The 18,930-nt window shown below is 67.3% G+C and carries 19 protein-coding genes; 8 read left to right on the plus strand and 11 right to left on the minus strand.

Annotation, left to right across the window (positions count from 1 at the left end):
- Positions 1–142: 142 nt before the first annotated feature.
- The 6 genes from AC5Y3P_RS07150 to AC5Y3P_RS07175 all read right to left on the minus strand — a co-directional run bounded on the left by AC5Y3P_RS07150 (position 143) and on the right by AC5Y3P_RS07175 (position 6,782).
- Positions 143–1,456: an AI-2E family transporter gene (locus AC5Y3P_RS07150; protein ID WP_500045196.1), complete on the minus strand. Its 1,314-nt coding sequence runs from the start codon at positions 1,454–1,456 to the stop codon at positions 143–145.
- Between the two features lie 23 nt (positions 1,457–1,479).
- Positions 1,480–2,247, minus strand: coding sequence for an SDR family NAD(P)-dependent oxidoreductase (locus tag AC5Y3P_RS07155; RefSeq protein ID WP_500045197.1), 768 nt, complete (start codon positions 2,245–2,247; stop codon positions 1,480–1,482).
- Entirely contained in the window at positions 2,244–3,320 is a 1,077-nt protein-coding gene (locus AC5Y3P_RS07160) for an NAD-dependent epimerase/dehydratase family protein (RefSeq protein WP_500045198.1), read from the minus strand. The genes AC5Y3P_RS07155 and AC5Y3P_RS07160 overlap by 4 nt, the downstream gene beginning before the upstream one ends.
- A gap of 164 nt (positions 3,321–3,484) precedes the next feature.
- Positions 3,485–4,369, minus strand: coding sequence for a formylglycine-generating enzyme family protein (locus tag AC5Y3P_RS07165; protein ID WP_500045199.1), 885 nt, complete (start codon positions 4,367–4,369; stop codon positions 3,485–3,487).
- Positions 4,362–5,240, minus strand: coding sequence for an HAD family hydrolase (locus AC5Y3P_RS07170; protein WP_500045200.1), 879 nt, complete (start codon positions 5,238–5,240; stop codon positions 4,362–4,364). Before AC5Y3P_RS07170 ends, AC5Y3P_RS07165 begins: the two co-directional genes overlap by 8 nt.
- Complete coding sequence (locus AC5Y3P_RS07175; RefSeq protein ID WP_500045201.1) at positions 5,241–6,782, minus strand: arylsulfatase; 1,542 nt, start codon at positions 6,780–6,782, stop codon at positions 5,241–5,243.
- Between the two features lie 295 nt (positions 6,783–7,077).
- Between AC5Y3P_RS07175 and AC5Y3P_RS07180 the strand changes: the two genes are divergently transcribed.
- The 3 genes from AC5Y3P_RS07180 to AC5Y3P_RS07190 are packed head-to-tail and all read left to right on the plus strand — an operon-like array spanning position 7,078 to position 9,198.
- Entirely contained in the window at positions 7,078–8,136 is a 1,059-nt protein-coding gene (locus tag AC5Y3P_RS07180; RefSeq protein WP_500045385.1) for a tellurite resistance/C4-dicarboxylate transporter family protein, read from the plus strand.
- Between the two features lie 56 nt (positions 8,137–8,192).
- A complete protein-coding gene (locus AC5Y3P_RS07185; protein WP_500045202.1) occupies positions 8,193–8,876 on the plus strand; it encodes an AzlC family ABC transporter permease in 684 nt (227 codons plus the stop codon).
- Entirely contained in the window at positions 8,869–9,198 is a 330-nt protein-coding gene (locus AC5Y3P_RS07190; protein ID WP_500045203.1) for a branched-chain amino acid transporter permease, read from the plus strand. The genes AC5Y3P_RS07185 and AC5Y3P_RS07190 overlap by 8 nt, the downstream gene beginning before the upstream one ends.
- 7 nt (positions 9,199–9,205) lie before the next feature.
- On the opposite strand, the gene AC5Y3P_RS07195 is transcribed toward AC5Y3P_RS07190, so the two are convergent.
- The 4 genes from AC5Y3P_RS07195 to AC5Y3P_RS07210 form a co-directional block, all read right to left on the minus strand.
- Positions 9,206–10,318, minus strand: coding sequence for a 3-beta-hydroxysteroid dehydrogenase (locus AC5Y3P_RS07195; protein WP_500045204.1), 1,113 nt, complete (start codon positions 10,316–10,318; stop codon positions 9,206–9,208).
- Between the two features lie 68 nt (positions 10,319–10,386).
- A complete protein-coding gene (locus tag AC5Y3P_RS07200) occupies positions 10,387–10,623 on the minus strand; it encodes an exodeoxyribonuclease VII small subunit (protein ID WP_500045205.1) in 237 nt (78 codons plus the stop codon).
- Positions 10,620–11,852 carry an exodeoxyribonuclease VII large subunit gene (gene xseA / locus AC5Y3P_RS07205; protein WP_500045206.1) on the minus strand — a complete coding sequence of 411 codons (1,233 nt, stop codon included), beginning with the start codon at positions 11,850–11,852 and terminating at the stop codon, positions 10,620–10,622. Before xseA ends, AC5Y3P_RS07200 begins: the two co-directional genes overlap by 4 nt.
- Entirely contained in the window at positions 11,849–12,412 is a 564-nt protein-coding gene (locus tag AC5Y3P_RS07210; protein ID WP_500045207.1) for a lipid droplet-associated protein, read from the minus strand. Before AC5Y3P_RS07210 ends, xseA begins: the two co-directional genes overlap by 4 nt.
- 54 nt (positions 12,413–12,466) lie before the next feature.
- Between AC5Y3P_RS07210 and AC5Y3P_RS07215 the strand changes: the two genes are divergently transcribed.
- Positions 12,467–13,474: a 4-hydroxy-3-methylbut-2-enyl diphosphate reductase gene (locus AC5Y3P_RS07215; protein ID WP_500045208.1), complete on the plus strand. Its 1,008-nt coding sequence runs from the start codon at positions 12,467–12,469 to the stop codon at positions 13,472–13,474.
- Between the two features lie 38 nt (positions 13,475–13,512).
- On the opposite strand, the gene AC5Y3P_RS07220 is transcribed toward AC5Y3P_RS07215, so the two are convergent.
- Positions 13,513–14,670 (minus strand): DUF6542 domain-containing protein, encoded by a 1,158-nt coding sequence (locus tag AC5Y3P_RS07220; RefSeq protein ID WP_500045209.1) that lies wholly within the window; start codon positions 14,668–14,670, stop codon positions 13,513–13,515.
- Between the two features lie 160 nt (positions 14,671–14,830).
- Between AC5Y3P_RS07220 and ychF the strand changes: the two genes are divergently transcribed.
- The 4 genes from ychF to AC5Y3P_RS07240 all read left to right on the plus strand — a co-directional run bounded on the left by ychF (position 14,831) and on the right by AC5Y3P_RS07240 (position 18,869).
- Positions 14,831–15,904, plus strand: coding sequence for a redox-regulated ATPase YchF (ychF, locus tag AC5Y3P_RS07225; RefSeq protein WP_500045210.1), 1,074 nt, complete (start codon positions 14,831–14,833; stop codon positions 15,902–15,904).
- Positions 15,905–15,986: 82 nt separating this feature from the next.
- Complete coding sequence (locus AC5Y3P_RS07230) at positions 15,987–16,940, plus strand: DUF1214 domain-containing protein (RefSeq protein WP_500045211.1); 954 nt, start codon at positions 15,987–15,989, stop codon at positions 16,938–16,940.
- A gap of 70 nt (positions 16,941–17,010) precedes the next feature.
- Positions 17,011–17,385: a zinc ribbon domain-containing protein YjdM gene (locus AC5Y3P_RS07235; RefSeq protein ID WP_500045212.1), complete on the plus strand. Its 375-nt coding sequence runs from the start codon at positions 17,011–17,013 to the stop codon at positions 17,383–17,385.
- Between the two features lie 5 nt (positions 17,386–17,390).
- Positions 17,391–18,869, plus strand: coding sequence for an AMP-binding protein (locus tag AC5Y3P_RS07240; protein WP_500045213.1), 1,479 nt, complete (start codon positions 17,391–17,393; stop codon positions 18,867–18,869).
- The last annotated feature ends 61 nt before the right edge of the window (positions 18,870–18,930 follow it).

Here is an 18,930-nt window from a genome sequence, read left to right on the forward strand (position 1 = left end):
TGGCCAAAGAAATTCAAAGACCGTGATCCAGGCCGCGACGCTGCCCAACGAGCGCGTGCCAGAACGCCTGGCAGAGGGATGCCAACCCCAGCAGGCACGTGCCGGCCCCGAAGAAAGAAAACGGACAGCGGGGGACCGCGGTTCAGGCGTCGTTCGAGGAGTCGTCCGCGGCCGACGCATCGGAATCCGTCTCCGCGGACCCGGCAGCCCCAGCTGCGGCGGGCTTGCTCCCGACGGCTGCCGCATCGCCGGAGTCCGACGAATCACCCTGCCCGCCATCATCTTCCGCCCGCCGGCGACCAAACGTCAACCACCACCGCCGCGGCTTGCCACCGCCACCGTCGCCGTCGCCGTCGTCGCCCTCGTCGCCATCCTGGGTGAAGACCAACGTTTCCAACGGTGCGCCCTTGTAGACCACCAGGTACACGCTGATCGTGGTGACGATGACGATCATCAGCACTGGCCCCAGCACGATGCCCCAGAATCCGAACATGCCGATCCCGGCGAACACCGACACCAACATCAGCGCCGGATTCAGATGCGCGCTCTTGGGCACCAGGAACGGCCGCAGCGCATTGTCGATGTTGGTCGTCACCAGGACGTGGAACACCGCGACGAAGATCCCGCCGACCACGTTGCCGAACAGCGCCATCCCGATTCCCAACGGGATGGTGACGATGCCGCTGCCCAACGGGATGAAGGACAGCGCCGTCAAGAAGATGACGAACATGAAGAAGCCGTCGTGAATGCCGGCGATGTAGATCGAGATCGCCCCGGCGACGCCCTGGCACACCGCGATGATGAACTGCCCGCGCACCGTGGCACTGACCATCGCGCCGACCTTGGCCAGATAGATGTCGGAGACCTCAGAACCCAACGGATTGAGGTCGCGGAACAACTCGAGCACCCGTCGTCCACCGGCCACCAGCGCGACGAACACGTACAGGAAGATGATCGCCGAGGTGACCAGCATGACGATGCTGCCCACCGAACCGCGCGCGAAGTCCAACGCGATGTGTCCGAGGTTCTGGCCGGCGCTGGCGATGGCATCTTGCACGGATTCCGGTGTCAGCTCGATGTGGAAGAACGGCACGCGTTCCAGCAGCCGATTGGTGGAGTCGAGCAGCCGCTGGCCCAACGATGTGAGGTCGGTGTTGGACACCCAATGGCTGATCCCGGTGACCATCTGGCTGATCTGCAAGACCGCCAGCGCGATCACGCCCGCCAACGGAATCCCGACGATGAACAACGCGGCCAGCAGCGTCAGACCGGCCGAGACCCCGACACCGAACCGGGTGCGCAACCGGTCGAAGATCGGGTGGAACAGATAGGCCAGCACCGCGGCGACCGCGATCAGGATCAGGTAGCGACGCAGGAAGTACGCTCCGAAAGCCAGCGCGATCACCGTCAGGACGGCCAGCGCACGCTTCTGGGTGGGCGAGAACTCGTCGAGCATCGCGCCAATCGTAGGGTGCGGAGCTACTCCTGTCCCGCCAGATCGAGCAGCCGGGCCTGGATGTCGGGGTAGCGCATGAGATGCGCGCCACCGTTGAGGTCCAGGACCTCGCCGGTGAGCCAGGAGGCCTTGTCCGAGCACAGGAACGCGACCGCGTCGGCGACGTCCTGCGGTGTGCCGGTGCGTCCGAGCGGGGTGTTCTCGGTGTACTCCTCGATCACGCCGGGCACCAGCGCGGCGCCTTCGGTCAACGGGGTGTGCACGAAGCCCGGCGAGACCGCGTTGACGCGGATGCCGCGCGGCCCCAGTTCGAGCGCTGCGACCTGGGTCAGCATCGCCAGACCGGCTTTGGCCGCGCAGTAGGCGCTCATCCCGACCGCCGGTTGGCGGGCGTTCAACGACGCCAGCGACACGATCACACCGCCGGTGTCGAGCACCGTCGCGGCGTGCTTGAGCACCAGGAACGCGCCGGACAGGCAGACGTCGACGACCTCGCGGAACTGCTCGGCGGACAGGTCGGCGATCAGGCCGAACCCGCTGAAACCGGCACAGTTCACCACGACGTCGACGTCGTCGTGCGCAGCGAACAGCGCGCGCACCGAGTCCTCGTCGGTCACCTCGACGACGGCCGCGGTGTGCGGCGCACCCAACTGCCTCGCGTGGGCGGTGGCGCCGTCGAGGTTGCGGTCGGCCAGCACCACGGTGCGACCTTCGGCGGCCAGCGTCTGCGCGGTGGCCCAGCCGATCCCCGACGCCGCCCCGATCACGACGGCTTTGCCGGTGCCGCTCATGACTGCTGTGCCTCCGACTCGCTGTCCGGGCGCGGATCGGCCCATTTGTTGGCGATCGCGCCCCACGGGTCGGCGTAGGTTCGGCCGCTGCCGTGATAGGCGCCCTTGCGGGTCAGGAACCAGCGTGCCAGCGGTCCGGCGGGTCGGAGCAACGCGCGCTTCCAACCCATCTCATCGGCCAACTCGGCGATCATGTCCGGCCACGAATGTCGTTGATGGCCAAGAACTTCCTGCGCCCGACTGCTGTCCATCCAGTCGGTGTTGAACCAAGCCGAGTCGTCCTTGGGGTCACCGGGCAGCCCGGCCGGAACCCCGCCGGGCATGCCCAGAGCGGCGACGACGGCGGGCGCGACGTCGCCCTGGAGCTGACGGTGACTGTCGTCGCCGCCGATCAGCAGGGTCTCGCCGACCGCGGGCGCAGTCGTGGCGGCCGCGAACGCGAACGCCACGTCGCGCACGTCGACGGTCTGCAGCCGACCGTCAGTGGGCAGCATGGACTCGAAGTAGAAGTTGTCGATCGACTTCAGGTAGGCGCCCATGTTGACGGTCAACACACCGCCCAGCCGCAAGATCAGCCAGTCCAGTGCTGAGCCGCGCACCAGGTCCTCGGCGGCGACCTTGTGCGCGCCGTAGACGTCGGCGGGGTTGGTGGGGGTGTCCGGCGTCAGCGGACCGGCCACGGTGTGCGGATTGCGCGAGCCGTACACCGCGATGCTGGACGCGAGCACGAAGCGCGGCGGGGTCGGCGCCTTGGCGGCCGCAGCCAACAGGTGCGCGGTGCCGTCGACGTTGACTTTCCGGGCCAATGCCTTGCGGGTGTAGATGAACGGCGGGATCACCGCGGCCAGGTGCACGATCGCCTCGGGTTTGGTGCTGGCGATCAGGGCGTCGACGGCGGCCGGGTCGGTCAGGTCGGCGTACCGGGCCTGCACACCCGCCGGCAACGCAGCCGCTGCCTTGCGGTTAGCAGGAATGTCCAGGTCGGTGGCCACCACGGAGCGACCTTGGGCAGCCAATTGCTGCACCGTCGCCGAGCCGACCAAACCGAATGCCCCGGTGACCAGAACCGTCATGTGTCTCCCATCGTTGTGGACTCGGCAACAGTCCTACGCATCATTGCCTATCTGGCTGGTTCGAAACAGGGTGACGGCCCGGTTGGTCCGAGAACGCGGCACCGCGAGCGTCATGGAGCCCGTCCTGCGGTCCGTTGTGTCAGGGAATCTGCCCGACGGCGTCGTCACGGGCGGCGAATGCACCGGAAGCCGATATGACTCATGCCGGTGTCGATCGATTGTGGGCGGCGCGCTGCCGGCCGGTACCGACGGCAGTAGCTGTCGGCGCACAGGAAGGATCCGCCCTTGATCACCTTGCGTGGAACCTGGAACTGCGGCTGGGCCGGATCGTAACTGTCTGCCGCGCAGCAGGTTTGCTGGCCGCGCTGGGGGCCGTACCAATCGGTGGTCCATTCCCAGACGTTGCCGGCCATGTCGAACAGGCCGTAACCGTTGGCCGGGAAGCTGCCCACCGGGCTGGTCTGCCCGTAACCGGTTTCGGGCAGGTAGGGGAACTCGCCATGCCAATAGTTCGCCAGTCGCTGGCCGGGCTGCTCAGGCTCTTCGCCCCAGGTGTAGGCCGCACCGGGCAGGCCGGCGCGTGCTGCGGTCTCCCACTCGGCTTCGGTGGGCAGGTCCAGACCGGTCCAGTGCGCGTAGGCCGCGGCGTCCTCGAACGCAATGTGCACGACCGGGTGGTCAGCCCGGCCCGCCAGCGACGGGCGCGGTCCGCGTGGGTGGTTCCAGCAGGCCCCCGGCGTCCAGACCCACCATTGGCTCAGATGCCGCAGATCGACCGGGCCTGGGGTGCGGCGGAAGACCATCGAACCCGGCTGCAGGTTCTGCTTCGGCGCACCCGGGTAGTCGTTGGGGTCCAGCGGGTGTTCGGCGACAGTGACGTAGCCGGTGGCCGCGACGAACTCGGCGAATTGCGCGTTGGTCACCAGATGGCGCTGCAGCCAGAAGCCGTCGGTGGCCACGGCCCGGGTGGGGCCTTCCTCCGGGTAGTGCTGGTCGGAGCCCAGCACCGCCGTCTGAGCCGGTACCCAGACCTCGTCGACGTCAGGCAAAGACCGTCGCCCACTCGTCACGCATGCTCGCCACGGTCCAACCGCAATCGGCGGCAAGCTGCAACGCCCGCTCGGCGCCGGCCCGGTAGGCGAATTCGCGGTCGCTGTCGTCATGGTCGACGAGCAGACGGAAACCGTTGGTGTACTGCAACATCTCGATGTCGCCGTTGGAGTTGCCGGCCGCGAACACCGGCCGCCGCCCGGTGCGGCCCCAGATCCGTACCGGTTTGACTGGGCCGTCGTCGAGGAATTCCGGTCGGTTGGTGGTGCGCAACTCGCCATCGATGAAGTCCAGGCCCACCGAACTGCCGATCACCCGTTCCGGCGGGATCCCATACATGGTCGAGGTGACCGGCCGCATGAAGTCTCGGCCACCGCCGGAGACGATGTAGTTGGTGAACCCGTTGTCTTCCAGATAGCGCAGCAGTTCGACCATGGGCAGGTATCCGCAGGCCGTGTAGGGCCGGTCCAGTGTCGGGTGGTTGGCTTCGGCGAAGAACGCCCGGACCCGGTCGGCATGCTCTTCGACGGTCAACCCCTGATAGGCCGAAAGGATACCGGCAGCAAGGACTTTCATGGCTGAATCGTCGCCTTCGTAATGGCGGGTGACAGCATCGCCGAACCAGCCCAGGTCTCCGGAGGCGGCCGCGGAATACGGCTGCTGGGTGGCCAGTCCCGGGTCGGCCGCGGCCTGCTCGGCCAGTCGGCGGACCAGGAAGTCCAACTGGATGTAGGCCGGCTTCTCACACCACAGCGTGCCGTCGTTGTCGAATACCGCCACGCGTTCCTCGGGCGCGACGGCGTCGACGGTCCGCTGCACGAAGCCGACGATGGCCGACTTGGTCGGACCGTCCCTCCAGGACTCGAGCATCTAGTCGCCCGCCAGGAATGCCTCGAGCTTCTTGACGGCTTGGTCGACGCTGAAGGTGGCGGGTTCATGGCGCGGCGGGAACTCCTTGAATGTCTCCAGGAACTTGGTGGCCATCGCCGTCATGTAGAAGGCGAAGTAGTCGTGGCGCAGGAACCATTCGTAGTAGGTGTTGGAGGTGATGTCGGCGTACTCGAACGGGTCGGTGCGTAGGTTGAACAGCTTGGGTACCCGAAGCTGGACGAACGGCTCGGCCCACACCTGCAGGGTGCCGGTGCAGCGCTGCTCGAGGAACACCGCCTTCCAGTTCTCGAACCGCAGGGCCACCAGGTCGCCGTCGTCGGAGAAGTAGAAGAAGCCGCGCCGCGGGCTGTGCTCGACCTCGCCGGTCAGATAGGGGAGCAGATTGAATCCGTCGATGTGCACCTTGTACTCGACGTCCCCGATCCGGTGTCCCTTCTTCAGTTTCTCCATGATGTCTGGGTCGCCGGCGGCGGCCAGCAGCGTCGGCAGCCAGTCGTGGTGCTGGATGATCTCGTTGGAAACGCTGCCCGCCTTGATCTTTCCGGGCCAGCGGATCAGTTCCGGGACGCGGAAGGCGCCCTCCCAGTTGGTGTTCTTCTCGCTGCGGAACGGGGTGGTGCCGCCGTCGGGCCAGGTGTTGCGGTGCGGTCCGTTGTCGGTGGAGTAGATGACGATGGTGTCCTCGGCGATGCCCAGTTCGTCGAGCACGTCGAGCACCGTGCCGACATTGCGGTCGTGATCGATCATGGTGTCGTGGTACGGCGACTGCCACAGGCCCGCCTGTCCGCGGCTCTCCGGTTTGGTGTGGGTGTAGAGATGCATGTGGGTGAAGTTGCACCATACGAAGAACGGGTTGCCAGCGGCGTGTTGGCGGCGGATGTAGTCGACGGTGGCATCGGCGATGTCGTCATCGATGGTCTCCATCCGCTTGGCGGTCAGCGGCCCGGTGTCCTCGATGGTCTGCTTGCCCACCGGACCGTACTTCGGATCGTCGGGTTCGTCGGACAAGGCTTCGGTGGCCTTGCATTTGAGTACCCCGCGAGGCTTGGCCAGGTTGTGCAGGATCGGGAACCGGTCCTCGTCCGGGTAGTCGAACTGCTCGGGCTCTTCTTCGGCGTTGAGGTGATACAGGTTGCCGAAGAACTCGTCGAAGCCGTGCACGGTCGGCAGATACTTGTTCAGGTCGCCAAAGTGGTTCTTGCCGAACTGACCCGTCGCGTACCCGAGCGGTTTCAAGAGTTCGGCGATGGTGGGATCCTCGGCTGCCCAACCGATCTCGGATCCTGGTATCCCTACTTTGCTCATACCGGTCCGGTAGACGCTCTGGCCGCTGATGAACGCGGCGCGGCCGGCGGTACAACTCTGCTCACCATAGGAATCGGTGAACCGCATGCCCTCGTCGGCGATGCGGTCGATGTTGGGTGTGCGGTAGCCCATCAACCCGTCGCTGTAGCAGGACAGGTTGCTGATCCCGATGTCATCACCCCAGATGACCAAGATGTTTGGCTTATCGGCCGGCATGTCGGGTCCCTCACTGGTCAAACGGATCCCGGCCCGCCTCAAGCGTAGGTGGACCGGGCGGTGGGCCGGGCGGTTTTCTGGAGCCTGTACCAAACTGCCCCCTCGTCCGTTTGTCGCTCTTCACTTCCACCCGCTTACCCGGCCTGAATCCGCCGCGGAAAGGAAACGAAAGAGCGGCGGGCATGGGTTCGGCATTGGCCAACCGATTGGTGGTGGTAAGACCAGAGGCGTGGATGATGCAGAGGCCGTGACGCAGTCGACGTCCGCCGATGCCGCCGACCAACGATCGACCGCGATCTCCGGCACCGGCCTGCGGATCGCCGTCCAAACTCTGCACCCGGGCTACTTCGCCTTGGTCATGGCGACCGGCATCGTGTCGATCGCGATGCAGTACCACAACCTGCACGCCCTCTCGGTCGCCCTGTTGTGGATTGCCGGCCTGGCCTATCTCATCCTGATCGGCCTGACGGTGGCCCGCATCGTCGCGTTCCGGCGCAACTATTTCGATGATCTGCTCGACCCGAAGCGCGGCTTCTCGACCTTCACCTTCGTCGCGGCCACCGACGTGCTCGGCACCAGAATCGCCGGCGACGGGCACATCCGCGTGGCGCTGGTGCTGCTGCTGATCGGGGTGATCGCCTGGCTGGTGCTCGGCTACGTTGTCCCCTGGACGGCGGTGCTGGGCCGCGCCGTGCGGCCGGTCCTGCAAAGCGCCAACGGCAGCTGGTTCATCTGGGCGGTGGCCAGCCAGTCGGTCGCGGTGCTGGCCGCCGTGCTGCAACCCGAGGTCGAAACCGGACAACGCGAACTGGCACTGGTCGCGGTGTTCTCGTGGTCGGTCGGTGTCTTCCTGTATGCCGCGGCCGGATTGTTCGTGGCGATGCGGTTGCTGCTGTACCCACTGCGCCCAGAGGACCTGACCCCGCCGTACTGGGTGGCGATGGGAGCCACCGCCATCACCGTCGTCGCGGGGGCACGCATTGTCGAGATGGCCGACGCCCCAATGGTTGCCGCCACTCGCGGACTGATTGCCGGTGCGTCGGTGTTCTTCTGGGCATTCGGCACCTGGCTGATTCCCCCGCTGGTCGCCGCCGGAATCTGGCGACACGTGCGCCATCGCATCCCGCTGCGCTATGACCCCACGCTGTGGAGCGTGGTCTTCCCGTTGGGCATGTACGGCGTCGGCGGACACTACCTCGGCCGGGCTGACCACCTCCCGATCGTGGAACACATCGGCTACGTCGAGAGCTGGGTCGCGTTGGCGGCCTGGGCTCTGACCTTCCTGGCGATGCTGTACCACGTCGGGACCACGGTGTGGCCCCGCGAGCGAGCGCGCGCGGGCGAGCGGCGCTGAACGCCCGGTAGCCGGCACTGCGCCGGCCGGGCCGGGCCGCACGGCACACTGTTCGGATGTCCGATCATTCGCTGCGCCAGGTCGCGGCGGTCACCGCCCCGATCGGGCTGGCATTCATCCCGCTCGGTGTGGCCTTGGGCCTGCTGGTGGTACACGCCGGCCTGCCCTGGTGGTGGGCGCCGGTGTTCGCAGCGGTGATCTATGCGGGCTCACTGGAGTTCCTGATCGTGGGTTTGGCGGCGACCGCCGCGCCACTGGGCACCGTGGCGCTGACCTCGTTCATCGTCAACAGCCGGCACGCCTTCTACGCGCTGTCCTTCCCACTGCACCGGGTCACAGGCGTGCCGGCCAAGCTGTACAGCACCTACACGCTGTCCGACGAGGCCTACGCCGTGGCGGTCAGCCCGGCCGCAGCCTCCTGGACCACCCGGCCGATCCTGGTCATGCAGGCCAGCCTGCAGGCGCTGTGGGTCACCGGAGCTGCAATGGGTGGCCTGATCGGCGCCGCCATACCGATCGAGCGGCTGCAGGGTCTGGACTTTGCGCTGACGGCGTTGTTCATCGTGCTGGCCATCGATGCGTACCGGCAGCGCCCCGATCGGCTTACCGCGCTGATCGCAGTCGGTTGCGCGGTGCTGGCCTGGCTGGCGGCCCCGGACCAACTGCTGGTTGCCGCGTTCGCAGGCTTCACGGTCGTGCTGATAGCCCGGATGGTCTCGGGGGAGCGCGACGATGCCTGAGGGTGCGGCCTACATCGCGCTGGTGGTGGCCGTCGCCGCAGCCATCACCTGGGCGCTGCGGGTGATACCGTTTGCGGTGTTGGCGCCGATGCGGCACAGCGCGGTGGTTCGGTATCTGAGTACGCACATGCCGCTCGGGGTGATGGTCATCTTGGCGATCTACACCCTGCGCGGGCACACCGACGGCAGCACCCGGCAGCTGCTGTGGCTGGTCATCGCGGCGACGCTGACCGCCGCGCTGCAGTGGCGCTACCGGCACGCACTGGTGTCGATCCTGGTCGGTACGACGACCTATGTGGTGCTGATGTCCTTCTGGGGCTGAACGGAATTCAGCCGGCAGCCGCCAACGCGGCGCGGTCTGCAGCCCTCGGCTCGGGTGCTGCCGAAGCCATTTCTTCGAACAGCTCCATGTAGTACGGCAGGCATTCGCGCATGGCCTGCTTGGTGGTGAACACCGGTTCGTAGCCCAGGTCGCGGCGGGCCTTGGCGGTGGAGAAGTAGTTGTCCAGATAGAGCCGTTCCACGCTGAGCGGTTCGAGCAGCGGCTCGGGCAGGCCAAACCGGAAATGCAGCCACTGCCAAGCCGTCATCGCGCGGTGCACCAGCCGGCCAGGCACCCGCAACCGCGGCAACGAGCGGCCACATGCGCCGACCACCGGCCGGGCGAACTCGAACATGTTGATCGGCTCACCGTCGTTGATGAAATAGGCCTGCCCGGGCGCGGTGCCGCCCGGGACCAGGTGCTCGGCGGCCAGGATGAAACCGTGAATCAGGTTGTGCACGTAGGAGTTGTCGAGCTTGATCCGCTTGCTGCCGACCAGCACCTTGACGTGTCCGGCCTGCACGCTCTCGAACACCTTGCGGAACATGGTCTGATCGCCGCGACCCCAGATCCCGGACGGGCGAATCGAGCAGGTGAGCATGCCGTGTGCGCCGTTCTCGGCCAGCACGAACTTCTCCGCCACCACCTTGGTCTCGGTGTAGAGGTCGTTGAAACGTGTTGTGTACGGCAGGGATTCGTCGCCGTTTGCGATGGTCTGGCCGCCCATCACCACGCTGTTGGATGCGGTGTAGACGAAGCGTCGAACGCCGGCGGTCTGCCCGGCGCGTACCAGGGATTTGGTGCCTTCGACGTTGACGGCGAAACTGCGCTGCCGGTATTCGGGGGTGACCGAGGTCCCGCCCATCAAATCGATGATCGCCGCGGTGTGGAACACCGTGTCGATCCCGTCGACCGAGCGGGCGACGTCGTCGTCGTTGGTGATGTCACCCACCAGAACCTCGAGTCGGGGGTGCTCGGGTAGTGGGGACGGCACCCGGTCGAAGGATCGGACGTGGTGGCCGCGGTCGAGCAGTTCGGTCACCAGATTGGCGCCGACGAAGCCGGAACCGCCGGTCACCAGGACCCGGCCGAGGTCGGTGGTCAATGTTGCGTCACCCATGAACGATCACCGTACCAGGGAAATAGAACCTGTTCTAGTTTTTTCTCGGATTGGTGTAAAGCGCAGCCTCAGGTGCCGGGGGAGTCGTCCTCGTCGCCGTCGGCGGCCAATGCGTCGGAAACCCGTTGGCGCGCTCCGGCGAGGTGTTGCTCGCAGCGTTTGGCCAGCTTCTCCCCCCTTTCCCAGAGCGCCAGCGACGCATCCAGATCCAGTCCGCCCTGCTCCAGGGTGCGCACCACCTCGATGAGTTCATCGCGGCACTGCTCATACCCGAGCTCACTAATGTCTCTAATGTTCTCGCTCATCCGGCTCCGTCGTCGCTTCCCGTGCTGGTCGCCGCGACCGTGCCGTCGGCGACTCGAATGGTCAATTCGGTACCGGCCGGCGCATCTGCCACCGACCGCAGCACCCGGGTCCCGGTGCGCACCACCGCGTAGCCGCGGGCGAGGGTCTGCGCCGGACCGAGCGTCGAGAGCCGAGCCGAGAGGTGCTCGATCCGGTCGGTCTCGGCGTCGATGAGCCGTTGCACGTCGCGGCGCACGGCGCTGCGTGCGCGCTCGATCTCGTCGGCGCGCGCGTCGATGGCCCGTAACGGCTCGGCCAACACCGGGCGGCTGCGCAACTGCAACAGGTGCCGTTCTTCACGAATCACCCAGTTGCGCAACGCTTGTGCGCTGCGCCGACGCAGATCGGCGACCAGCGAAGCTTCCGCTGCGGCGTCCGGCACGATCCGCTTGGCCGCGTCGGTGGGGGTGGCCGCGCGCAGGTCGGCCACCAGATCCGAGAGCGGATTGTCCGGCTCGTGGCCGATCGCGCTGACCACCGGCGTGCGGCAGGCGGCGATCGCTCGGCACAGGGTCTCGTCGGAGAACGGCAGCAGATCCTCGACGCTGCCGCCACCGCGAGCCAGCACGATCACGTCGACGTCGGGATCGCCATCGAGTTCGGTCAGGGCCGCCACTATCTGTGCGACGGCGGCCGGTCCCTGCACGGCGGTGTTGCGGACGGCGAACCGCACCGCCGGCCAGCGGCCGGCGGCCACCGAGGTGACGTCGTGTTCGGCCGCGCTGGCCCGGCCGGTGATCAATCCGATGGTGTTCGGCAGGAACGGCAGCGGTCGTTTGAGTCGCGGATCGAACAGCCCCTCGGCGTCGAGCAACCGACGCAGCCGTTCGATGCGGGCCAACAGTTCGCCGACGCCGACCGCGCGGATCTCGCTGATCCGCAACGAGAAGGTGCCCCGACCGGTGTAGAACGACGGTTTGCCGCGCACCACCACCTGGGTGCCTTCGGTCAGTTTCACCGGCGCCGCGGCCACCAGATCACGCGGACAGGTGATGGTCAGCGACATGTCGGCCGCCGGGTCGCGCAGTACCAGGAACGCCGTCGACGAGCCCGGACGCAAGGTCAGCTGCGCAATCTGGCCCTCCACCCACACCGTGCCCAGCTTGTCGATCCAGCCGGCCACCCGGATGGCGACGGCGCGCACCGGAAACGGGTTCTCCGGTGCCTGCCCCTGAGCGGGTGCGGTCACTTCGCGGAAGCGCGCGTGATCCTGTTGGCCAGCAGAGTCTGGAACGGGGCGCGGGCCTTACCGGCCTCTTCGTAGGCCAGCAGCGCCTCGAGGTCCTCGACCGACAGCGACTGCAACCGCGCCCGCACCTGGGCCAGCGTCAGGTTGTCGTAGTCGATCTCGGTGACGATCTCGGGAGTGCCGGCCGCACCTGCGGCCGCGGCGTCCGGGGCGGCGGCGGCCGGGGCCTGCTCGGCCGCGTCGGCGGCGTCGGCCACCGAGTACAGCGCGAACCGGCCCTCGGTCTTGCGCTCAGAAGAACTGGGTTGGTCGTCGAGATCCTCGTCGAAGGTCGCCCACTCGGGCTGCTCGTCCTTGGCCGGGAACAGCGACTCCAGGGTCTCGTCGCCCCTGATGACGAAGTCGGCGACATCTTGCTGCATCTTCATCACCAGGTGCGCCACCTGGCTGGCCATGGTCATCGGCAGGGTGAGGATGGTTTGCGGCAGCTTGATCGTCTCATCGACCGCGGTCGCTGCCACCCCAATCAGCAACCGGACGCCATACGGTGCACTAGACATGGCTGCAAGAGTACGGGTGGCCGATCGTCATGGGTGATCAGTACCCTGGTTGACATGCCGCCAACCGTCAACATGGGTATTCCGGGTGCCGCGCGATCGGTGTCCGATCTGGCGGCCCCCACCAGCAAGCGGGTTTTGCTCGCCGAGCCACGCGGGTACTGCGCCGGGGTCGACCGCGCGGTCGAGACCGTCGAACGCGCCCTGGAGAAGCACGGCGCCCCGGTCTACGTGCGCCACGAGATCGTGCACAACCGGCACGTGGTCGAGACGCTGGCCAAAGCCGGCGCGGTGTTCGTCGAGGAGACCGATGAGGTACCGCACGGTGCCATCGTGGTGTTCTCCGCGCACGGTGTGGCCCCGACCGTGCACCAGATCGCCGCCGAGCGGGACCTCAAGGTGATCGACGCCACCTGCCCGCTGGTCACCAAGGTGCACAACGAGGCCAAGCGGTTCGCGCGCGACGACTACGACATCTTGCTGATCGGGCACGAGGGCCACGAAGAGGTGATCGGCACCGCCGGCGAGGCACCCGACCATGTGCAGGTGGTCGACAACCCGGACGCGGTCGACAACGTCACGGTGCGCGACGAGAACAAGGTGATCTGGCTGTCGCAGACCACGCTGAGCGTCGACGAGACCATGGAGACCGTGCGCCGGCTGCGGGAGAAGTTCCCCACCCTGCAGGATCCGCCCAGCGACGACATCTGCTACGCCACGCAGAACCGCCAGGTCGCGGTCAAGGCGATGGCGCCGGAATGCGAGCTGGTGATCGTCGTCGGCTCACGCAACTCGTCGAACTCGGTGCGGTTGGTCGAGGTGGCGCTGGGCGCCGGCTCGAGAGCAGCGCACCTGGTGGACTATGCCGAAGACATCGACCCGGCCTGGTTGGACGGTGTCACCACCGTCGGCGTGACGTCTGGTGCCTCGGTGCCCGAGATCTTGGTGCGCGGCGTGCTGGAACGGCTGGCCGACCACGGCTACGACACCGTGCAGTCGGTCACCACCGCCAACGAGACGTTGGTGTTCGCGTTGCCGCGCGAGATCCGGCCCGCACGCCGCTGAAATTTCCTACACCCGACCGCCGGTCGGTGCTGCGCTGATCAGCGCCAGTCCTCGTGATCCTCGCGGGCCCGACGCGGCCGGCGGAATTCCGGCTGATCCGGCTCCTCGGGCGGGGCGCCGCGGTAGCGCACCCGCGACACCGGATGGTGGGTGGTGTCGCCGTCGGCGTGCCGGCGTCGCGGTGGGAGCGGCTCGTAGCGATCCGGGCCCGGCTCGGCGGCGTAGCGGTCTTGCTGCCGCGGCGCGGCATACCGGCCGGGCGGTTCGTACGGGTCGTAGCGATCCGCGCGCCGCCGGGGACGTTCGTAGGGGTCGACGCGTCGGCGTGGCTCGGCCCGGTAGTCCGGCCGGGGCCGACGGGTCGGGTCGCCGTCCTCGCGGCGCCGGCGTGGCCGGTATTCACCGGCCGGGTCGACATCGGCGGGCGGCCGACGACGACGCGGCCGAGGCGCGACGTCGACGTCGTCGGGATCATCCATGGGGGGCCGGGCGTGCCGTGAACGGGTGGCTGCGGTACGTCGGGTTGGCCGCTCGCGGCCCGGCCGCCGGGACGGCGCCGGGCGATCGATCGCGTGCTTGCGGGAGTCTTCGTCGTCGCTGACACCGCGGCTGGCGGCCAGCTCCGCGAACTTGGCCCGGAGCCCGGCCAGCGCGCCCGACGCCGCTGAGACCAGTGCCCCGACCCGGCCGGCCGGAGCGGCCTCGGCCGTGCGGGTCCGGACTCTGCCGCTGGGTTTGGCAGCGTCGCGCTGAGTGGCCTTGGCGGGTGCGCCGAAATACCAGCGGGCCATCCCGATCAGCAACACCAGCACCGCGACCGTGAACATCAGCAAGAACCGTTCGATCAACGGATAACCGCAGTTGATCAGGATGTCCTTGATGCCGGCGATGTCGGAATAGTGGAACAGGAAGTAGGCGCTCGGCACCGCGACGAACAGGATCAGCGGTGGCTGCACCACCGCGGTGAACACCCCTTCTTGGCGGACGGCCAGCACGGCCGCCAGGCAGCCCACCGTGTACGACACAGCGAACGCTGCGGTCAGCTCCTTGCTGCCGGAACCGGCGTCGAAGGCGAAGCCGAGGGCCGTGCACAAGACGGCGATGACGATGGCGCCCCACCACGGCACACCAGCGATATCGGGGTGCGCCGAGCGAAGTGGGGCGGCAATCGACGACCTTGCCCGCTGCGCTGACACATGTAGACCGTACCGGCTGCAGCTGAGCACGGACCGTCGGTGGGGATGTGGCGCCCGTCGCTGTCATCGGGTGGCCCGGGACGCCCACCGGCTGGAGCGGGGGTGGTGGCCGCGCTCCGATGCCGTGATTCGCGGTAGCCGCCTTTAGACTTGTGACCCCGTGAGCCTGAACCTCGGAATCGTCGGCCTGCCCAATGTCGGAAAGTCGACGCTGTTCAACGCGTTGACGCACAACGACGTGCTGGCGGCCAACTACCCGTTCGCGACGATCGAGCCCAACGAGGGCGTGGTTCCGCTGCCCGACCCCCGGCTGGACAAGCTCGCCGAGATCTTCGGTTCGGAGAAGACCGTGCCGGCGCCGGTGACCTTCGTCGACATCGCCGGGATCGTCAAGGGCGCGTCCGAGGGCGCCGGGCTGGGCAACAAGTTCCTGGCCAACATCCGCGAGTGCGATGCCATCTGTCAGGTGGTGCGGGTGTTCGCCGACGACGACGTCGTGCACGTTGACGGGCGGGTGGATCCGAAGTCCGACATCGAGGTGATCGAGACCGAACTGATCCTGGCCGACCTGCAGACCCTGGAGAAGGCGGTGCCGCGGCTGGAGAAGGAAGCCCGCAACAACAAGGAACGCAAGCCGGTGCTGGATGCCGCGGTGGCGGCCCAGGCGGTCTTCGACGACGGCAAGACGCTGTTCTCCACCGGCCAGGACTGGTCGGTGTTGCGCGAGCTCAACCTGCTGACCACCAAGCCCTTCCTGTACGTGTTCAACGCCGACGAGCCGGTGCTGACCGACGAAGCCCGCAAGGCCGAGCTGCGCGAACTGGTGGCGCCGGCCGACGCGGTGTTCCTGGACGCCAAGATCGAAGCCGAGCTGCTCGAACTCGACGACGAGTCGGCGATGGAGCTGCTGGAGTCCATCGGCCAGACCGAGCGCGGCCTGGATGCGTTGGCGCGCGCCGGTTTTCACACCTTGAACTTGCAGACCTATCTGACTGCCGGGCCCAAGGAAGCGCGGGCCTGGACCATCCACCGCGGCGACACCGCCCCCAAGGCGGCCGGGGTGATCCACACCGACTTCGAGAAGGGCTTCATCAAGGCCGAGGTGGTGTCCTTCGACGACCTGGTCGAGGCCGGGTCGATGGCTGCCGCCAAGGCCGCCGGCAAGGTCCGGATGGAGGGCAAGGACTACGTGATGGCCGACGGCGACGTGGTGGAATTTCGGTTCAACGTCTAGCGAACTCGGCGTCTACCGGTATTCCGACACGATGCGGTGGTCGATCGAGACGGTGCGCTTGCGCGCGTGGCAGCATTGCCGCATGACGATCCTGGTCAACGTCGACAACTTCGTCCGGGCGGAGACTCACCGGACGTTCGCCGATACCCAGGCTGCCGCGGGCGGGATCGGGAAGTTCCGGCACAACCGCACTCCGGCGAGCATCGATGAGCAACTGGTCATCCGGCTCAATCGAGACACCCTCTACAGCTTTGCGGTGGTCGACCTCGCCCAGTCGGCGAGGCTCACGCTGCCCGACGCCCAAGGCCGCTACCTGTCCGCGATGGTCGTCAACGAAGACCATTTCGTCAACGAGGTCATCCACGATCCCGGCGAACACGTCTTGACCGCCGACGAGTACGGGTCGCGCTACGTCCTGATCGGTGTGCGCATCCTGGTCGATCCGCGAGACCCCGCGGATGTCGGGGCCGTTGTCGCACTGCAGGACGCACTCCAGATCACCACCGAGGCCGCCGAGGCGTTCGTGTTGCCCGACTACGACGTAACCAGCCAGGACACCACTCGCGCCGCCCTGCTCGAACTCGCGCGCGGGCTCAATGGTTTCGATGCGATGTTCGGGCGACGGGAGGACGTCGATCCGGTCCGGCACCTGATCGGCTGTGCCGCCGGCTGGGGCGGGTTGCCCACCTCAGAGGCCAGCTACGTCGGCGTCGACCCCGGCGTCCCGCCCGGTGACTACCAATTGGTGTTCACAGACGTGCCGGTGGACGCCTTCTGGTCGGTGTCGGTGTACAACGCCCGAGGCTTCTTCGAGAAGAACGCCCAGGACCTCTACACCGTCAACAGTGTCACCGCGCAGCGCGACGACGACGGTTCGGTCACCGTCCGTTTCGTTGCCCCGGCAGCAGAGGACATCCCGCCGAATGCGATCGTCACCCCAGAAGGATGGAACTACCTCATCCGGCTGTACCGGCCTCGGGCCGAGATCCTCGACGGCCGTTGGGCGCCGCCGACGCTGCAGCGGGTGGGTTCCTGACGACACGCTTTAGGCTCGACGATTGGCCGCATGCCGCCGGGGGACGCGGGCCGTGGACGAAGGAGCACAGATGTCCGAGGTAGAGCTGCCGCCGTGTCCGCAATGCCGTGAGGCATTCACGTATGAGCAGGGGCCGGTGCTGGTATGCCCGATGTGCGGCCATGAGTGGACGGCGGGTGAGGCGGCATCCGAGGATGCGGCAGCGGACGGCGGATCCGGGGAGATCACCGACGCGGTGGGCAACGTCCTGGCTGACGGTGACACCGTGACGGTGGTGAAGACGGTCAAGGTCAAGGGTGGCGGTGGCGCCGTCATCAAGGCGGGCACCAAGGTGCGCGGCATCCGGCTCATCTCGGACGGCGTCGGCGACCACGACATCGACGCGAACGTGCCGGGTCTGGGTCGCATGCAACTCAAATCCAGTGTGGTGAAGAAGGTCGGTTGACCGGAATGCCTCGTCACCCCGAGTTGCTGCATCATCTGATCGCCGCTGTCGCCCGGACCGCACCGGATCGGCAGGCTGTCGTCGTGCCGGGCGGGCCGGCGGTCACCTTCGCCGAGTTCGATGACCTGGTGCGCGGGACGGCCAAGTGGGTCGCCGCCCGCACCCGTCGTGGTGATCGCGTCGCGGTGATCGCCGACAACGGTCTGGACTACGCGCGGCTCTACTACGGCGTGCCGCGCGCCGGCCGGCTGCTGGCGTTGATCAACCAGCGGCTCGGTCCCGCCGAGCAGGCCGCCCAGCTGGCTCTGGTGGACCCGGCCGTGATCGTGGGCGACGCCGGCTACCTGCGGCAGCTTCCGCAGTCTGCGGTGCCGCGCATCGCATTCCAGGAGCCGCAGTGGCGCAACTCCGCTGCCACGCCGGACACCGCGCCGGCCCCCGAACCCGAACCCGACGACCCGGCCTGGCTGCTGTTCACCAGCGGTTCCACCGGGGATCCGAAAGCCGTTGTGCACAGCCACCGTTCACTGCTCGCCGCGGCGTGGGGCACGGTGGAGGGCAGATCGGTCCGTCCCGGCGGGGTGTATCTGCAGCAGTTCCCGATGTGCCACATCGCCGGCTACAACATGTTGGTCCAGCACGCTGTCGGTGCCACCGTATTGCCGGTGGCCCGGTTCCGTCCCGACGAGTTCGTCGCGGCCGTCACCGAGCACGGCGTCACCTCGACGTCGTTGGCCCCGACCATGCTGCACGGCCTGCTCGCCCATCTCGATGACACCGGCGCCCAGTTGCCCACCCTGCGCGACATCGCATACGGTTCGGCGGCCATCCCGGCCGGCTTGTTGCATCGAGCGATCGAACGTCTCGAGGTCGGCTTCCACCAGGGCTATGGGATGACCGAAACCGGGGGCAACATAACCTTTCTGGGGCCCGAAGAGCATCGCAGCGGCGATCCGGAGGTGTTGGCCAGCGCCGGGCGTCCGCATGGCAACGTGCAGGTGCACGTCGCCTCCGAAACCGCTGACGGTGTCGGTGAGATCTTGGTGCGCGGACCGCAGGTCGCCCCGGCGCTGTGGCCGTCCGGCGCGACCACCGTTGACGGTTGGCTGCGCACCGGTGACATCGGCCGCATCGACGCAGCGGGCCGGCTGGTGGTGGTCGACCGACTCAAGGACATCATCATCACCGGAGGTGAGAATGTGTCCTCGCGTGAGGTCGAGGACGTGCTTTCCACCCATCCGGGGGTCGACCAGGTCGCCGTGATCGGGGTCAACGATCCGTACTGGGGTGAAGCGATCTGTGCTGTCGTCGTCCCAGCCGCGGACCGGCCGGACGCGCAGCAACTCATCGACCATGTGCGGGTGCGATTGGCCCCGTTCAAGCGGCCGCGGCACGTGGTATTCGTGCCGGAATTGCCGATGACGCCCAACGGCAAGATCGCCAAGACCGTGCTCCGCCAGCAGATCGCAGCTGAAATTTACTGAGTGGCAACGAATTTCCAAGCACATGACTTTGTGTCGGCTAGACTTGGGGAAGATGCGCATT

This window comes from Mycobacterium sp. NGS45 (genome assembly GCF_059812645.1).

Bases quoted from the DNA above. Each gene is read 5' to 3' on its own strand.
- AC5Y3P_RS07175 (WP_500045201.1), bottom strand. From the start codon at position 6,782: ATGCCGGCCGATAAGCCAAACATCTTGGTCATCTGGGGTGATGACATC.
- AC5Y3P_RS07195 (WP_500045204.1), bottom strand. From the start codon at position 10,318: ATGGGTGACGCAACATTGACCACCGACCTCGGCCGGGTCCTGGTGACC.
- AC5Y3P_RS07210 (WP_500045207.1), bottom strand. From the start codon at position 12,412: ATGTCTAGTGCACCGTATGGCGTCCGGTTGCTGATTGGGGTGGCAGCG.
- AC5Y3P_RS07215 (WP_500045208.1), top strand. From the start codon at position 12,467: ATGCCGCCAACCGTCAACATGGGTATTCCGGGTGCCGCGCGATCGGTG.
- AC5Y3P_RS07170 (WP_500045200.1), bottom strand. From the start codon at position 5,240: ATGCTCGAGTCCTGGAGGGACGGTCCGACCAAGTCGGCCATCGTCGGC.
- AC5Y3P_RS07190 (WP_500045203.1), top strand. From the start codon at position 8,869: ATGCCTGAGGGTGCGGCCTACATCGCGCTGGTGGTGGCCGTCGCCGCA.
- AC5Y3P_RS07240 (WP_500045213.1), top strand. From the start codon at position 17,391: ATGCCTCGTCACCCCGAGTTGCTGCATCATCTGATCGCCGCTGTCGCC.
- AC5Y3P_RS07150 (WP_500045196.1), bottom strand. From the start codon at position 1,456: ATGCTCGACGAGTTCTCGCCCACCCAGAAGCGTGCGCTGGCCGTCCTG.
- AC5Y3P_RS07230 (WP_500045211.1), top strand. From the start codon at position 15,987: ATGACGATCCTGGTCAACGTCGACAACTTCGTCCGGGCGGAGACTCAC.
- AC5Y3P_RS07185 (WP_500045202.1), top strand. From the start codon at position 8,193: ATGTCCGATCATTCGCTGCGCCAGGTCGCGGCGGTCACCGCCCCGATC.
- AC5Y3P_RS07235 (WP_500045212.1), top strand. From the start codon at position 17,011: ATGTCCGAGGTAGAGCTGCCGCCGTGTCCGCAATGCCGTGAGGCATTC.
- AC5Y3P_RS07160 (WP_500045198.1), bottom strand. From the start codon at position 3,320: ATGACGGTTCTGGTCACCGGGGCATTCGGTTTGGTCGGCTCGGCGACG.
- AC5Y3P_RS07155 (WP_500045197.1), bottom strand. From the start codon at position 2,247: ATGAGCGGCACCGGCAAAGCCGTCGTGATCGGGGCGGCGTCGGGGATC.
- AC5Y3P_RS07200 (WP_500045205.1), bottom strand. From the start codon at position 10,623: ATGAGCGAGAACATTAGAGACATTAGTGAGCTCGGGTATGAGCAGTGC.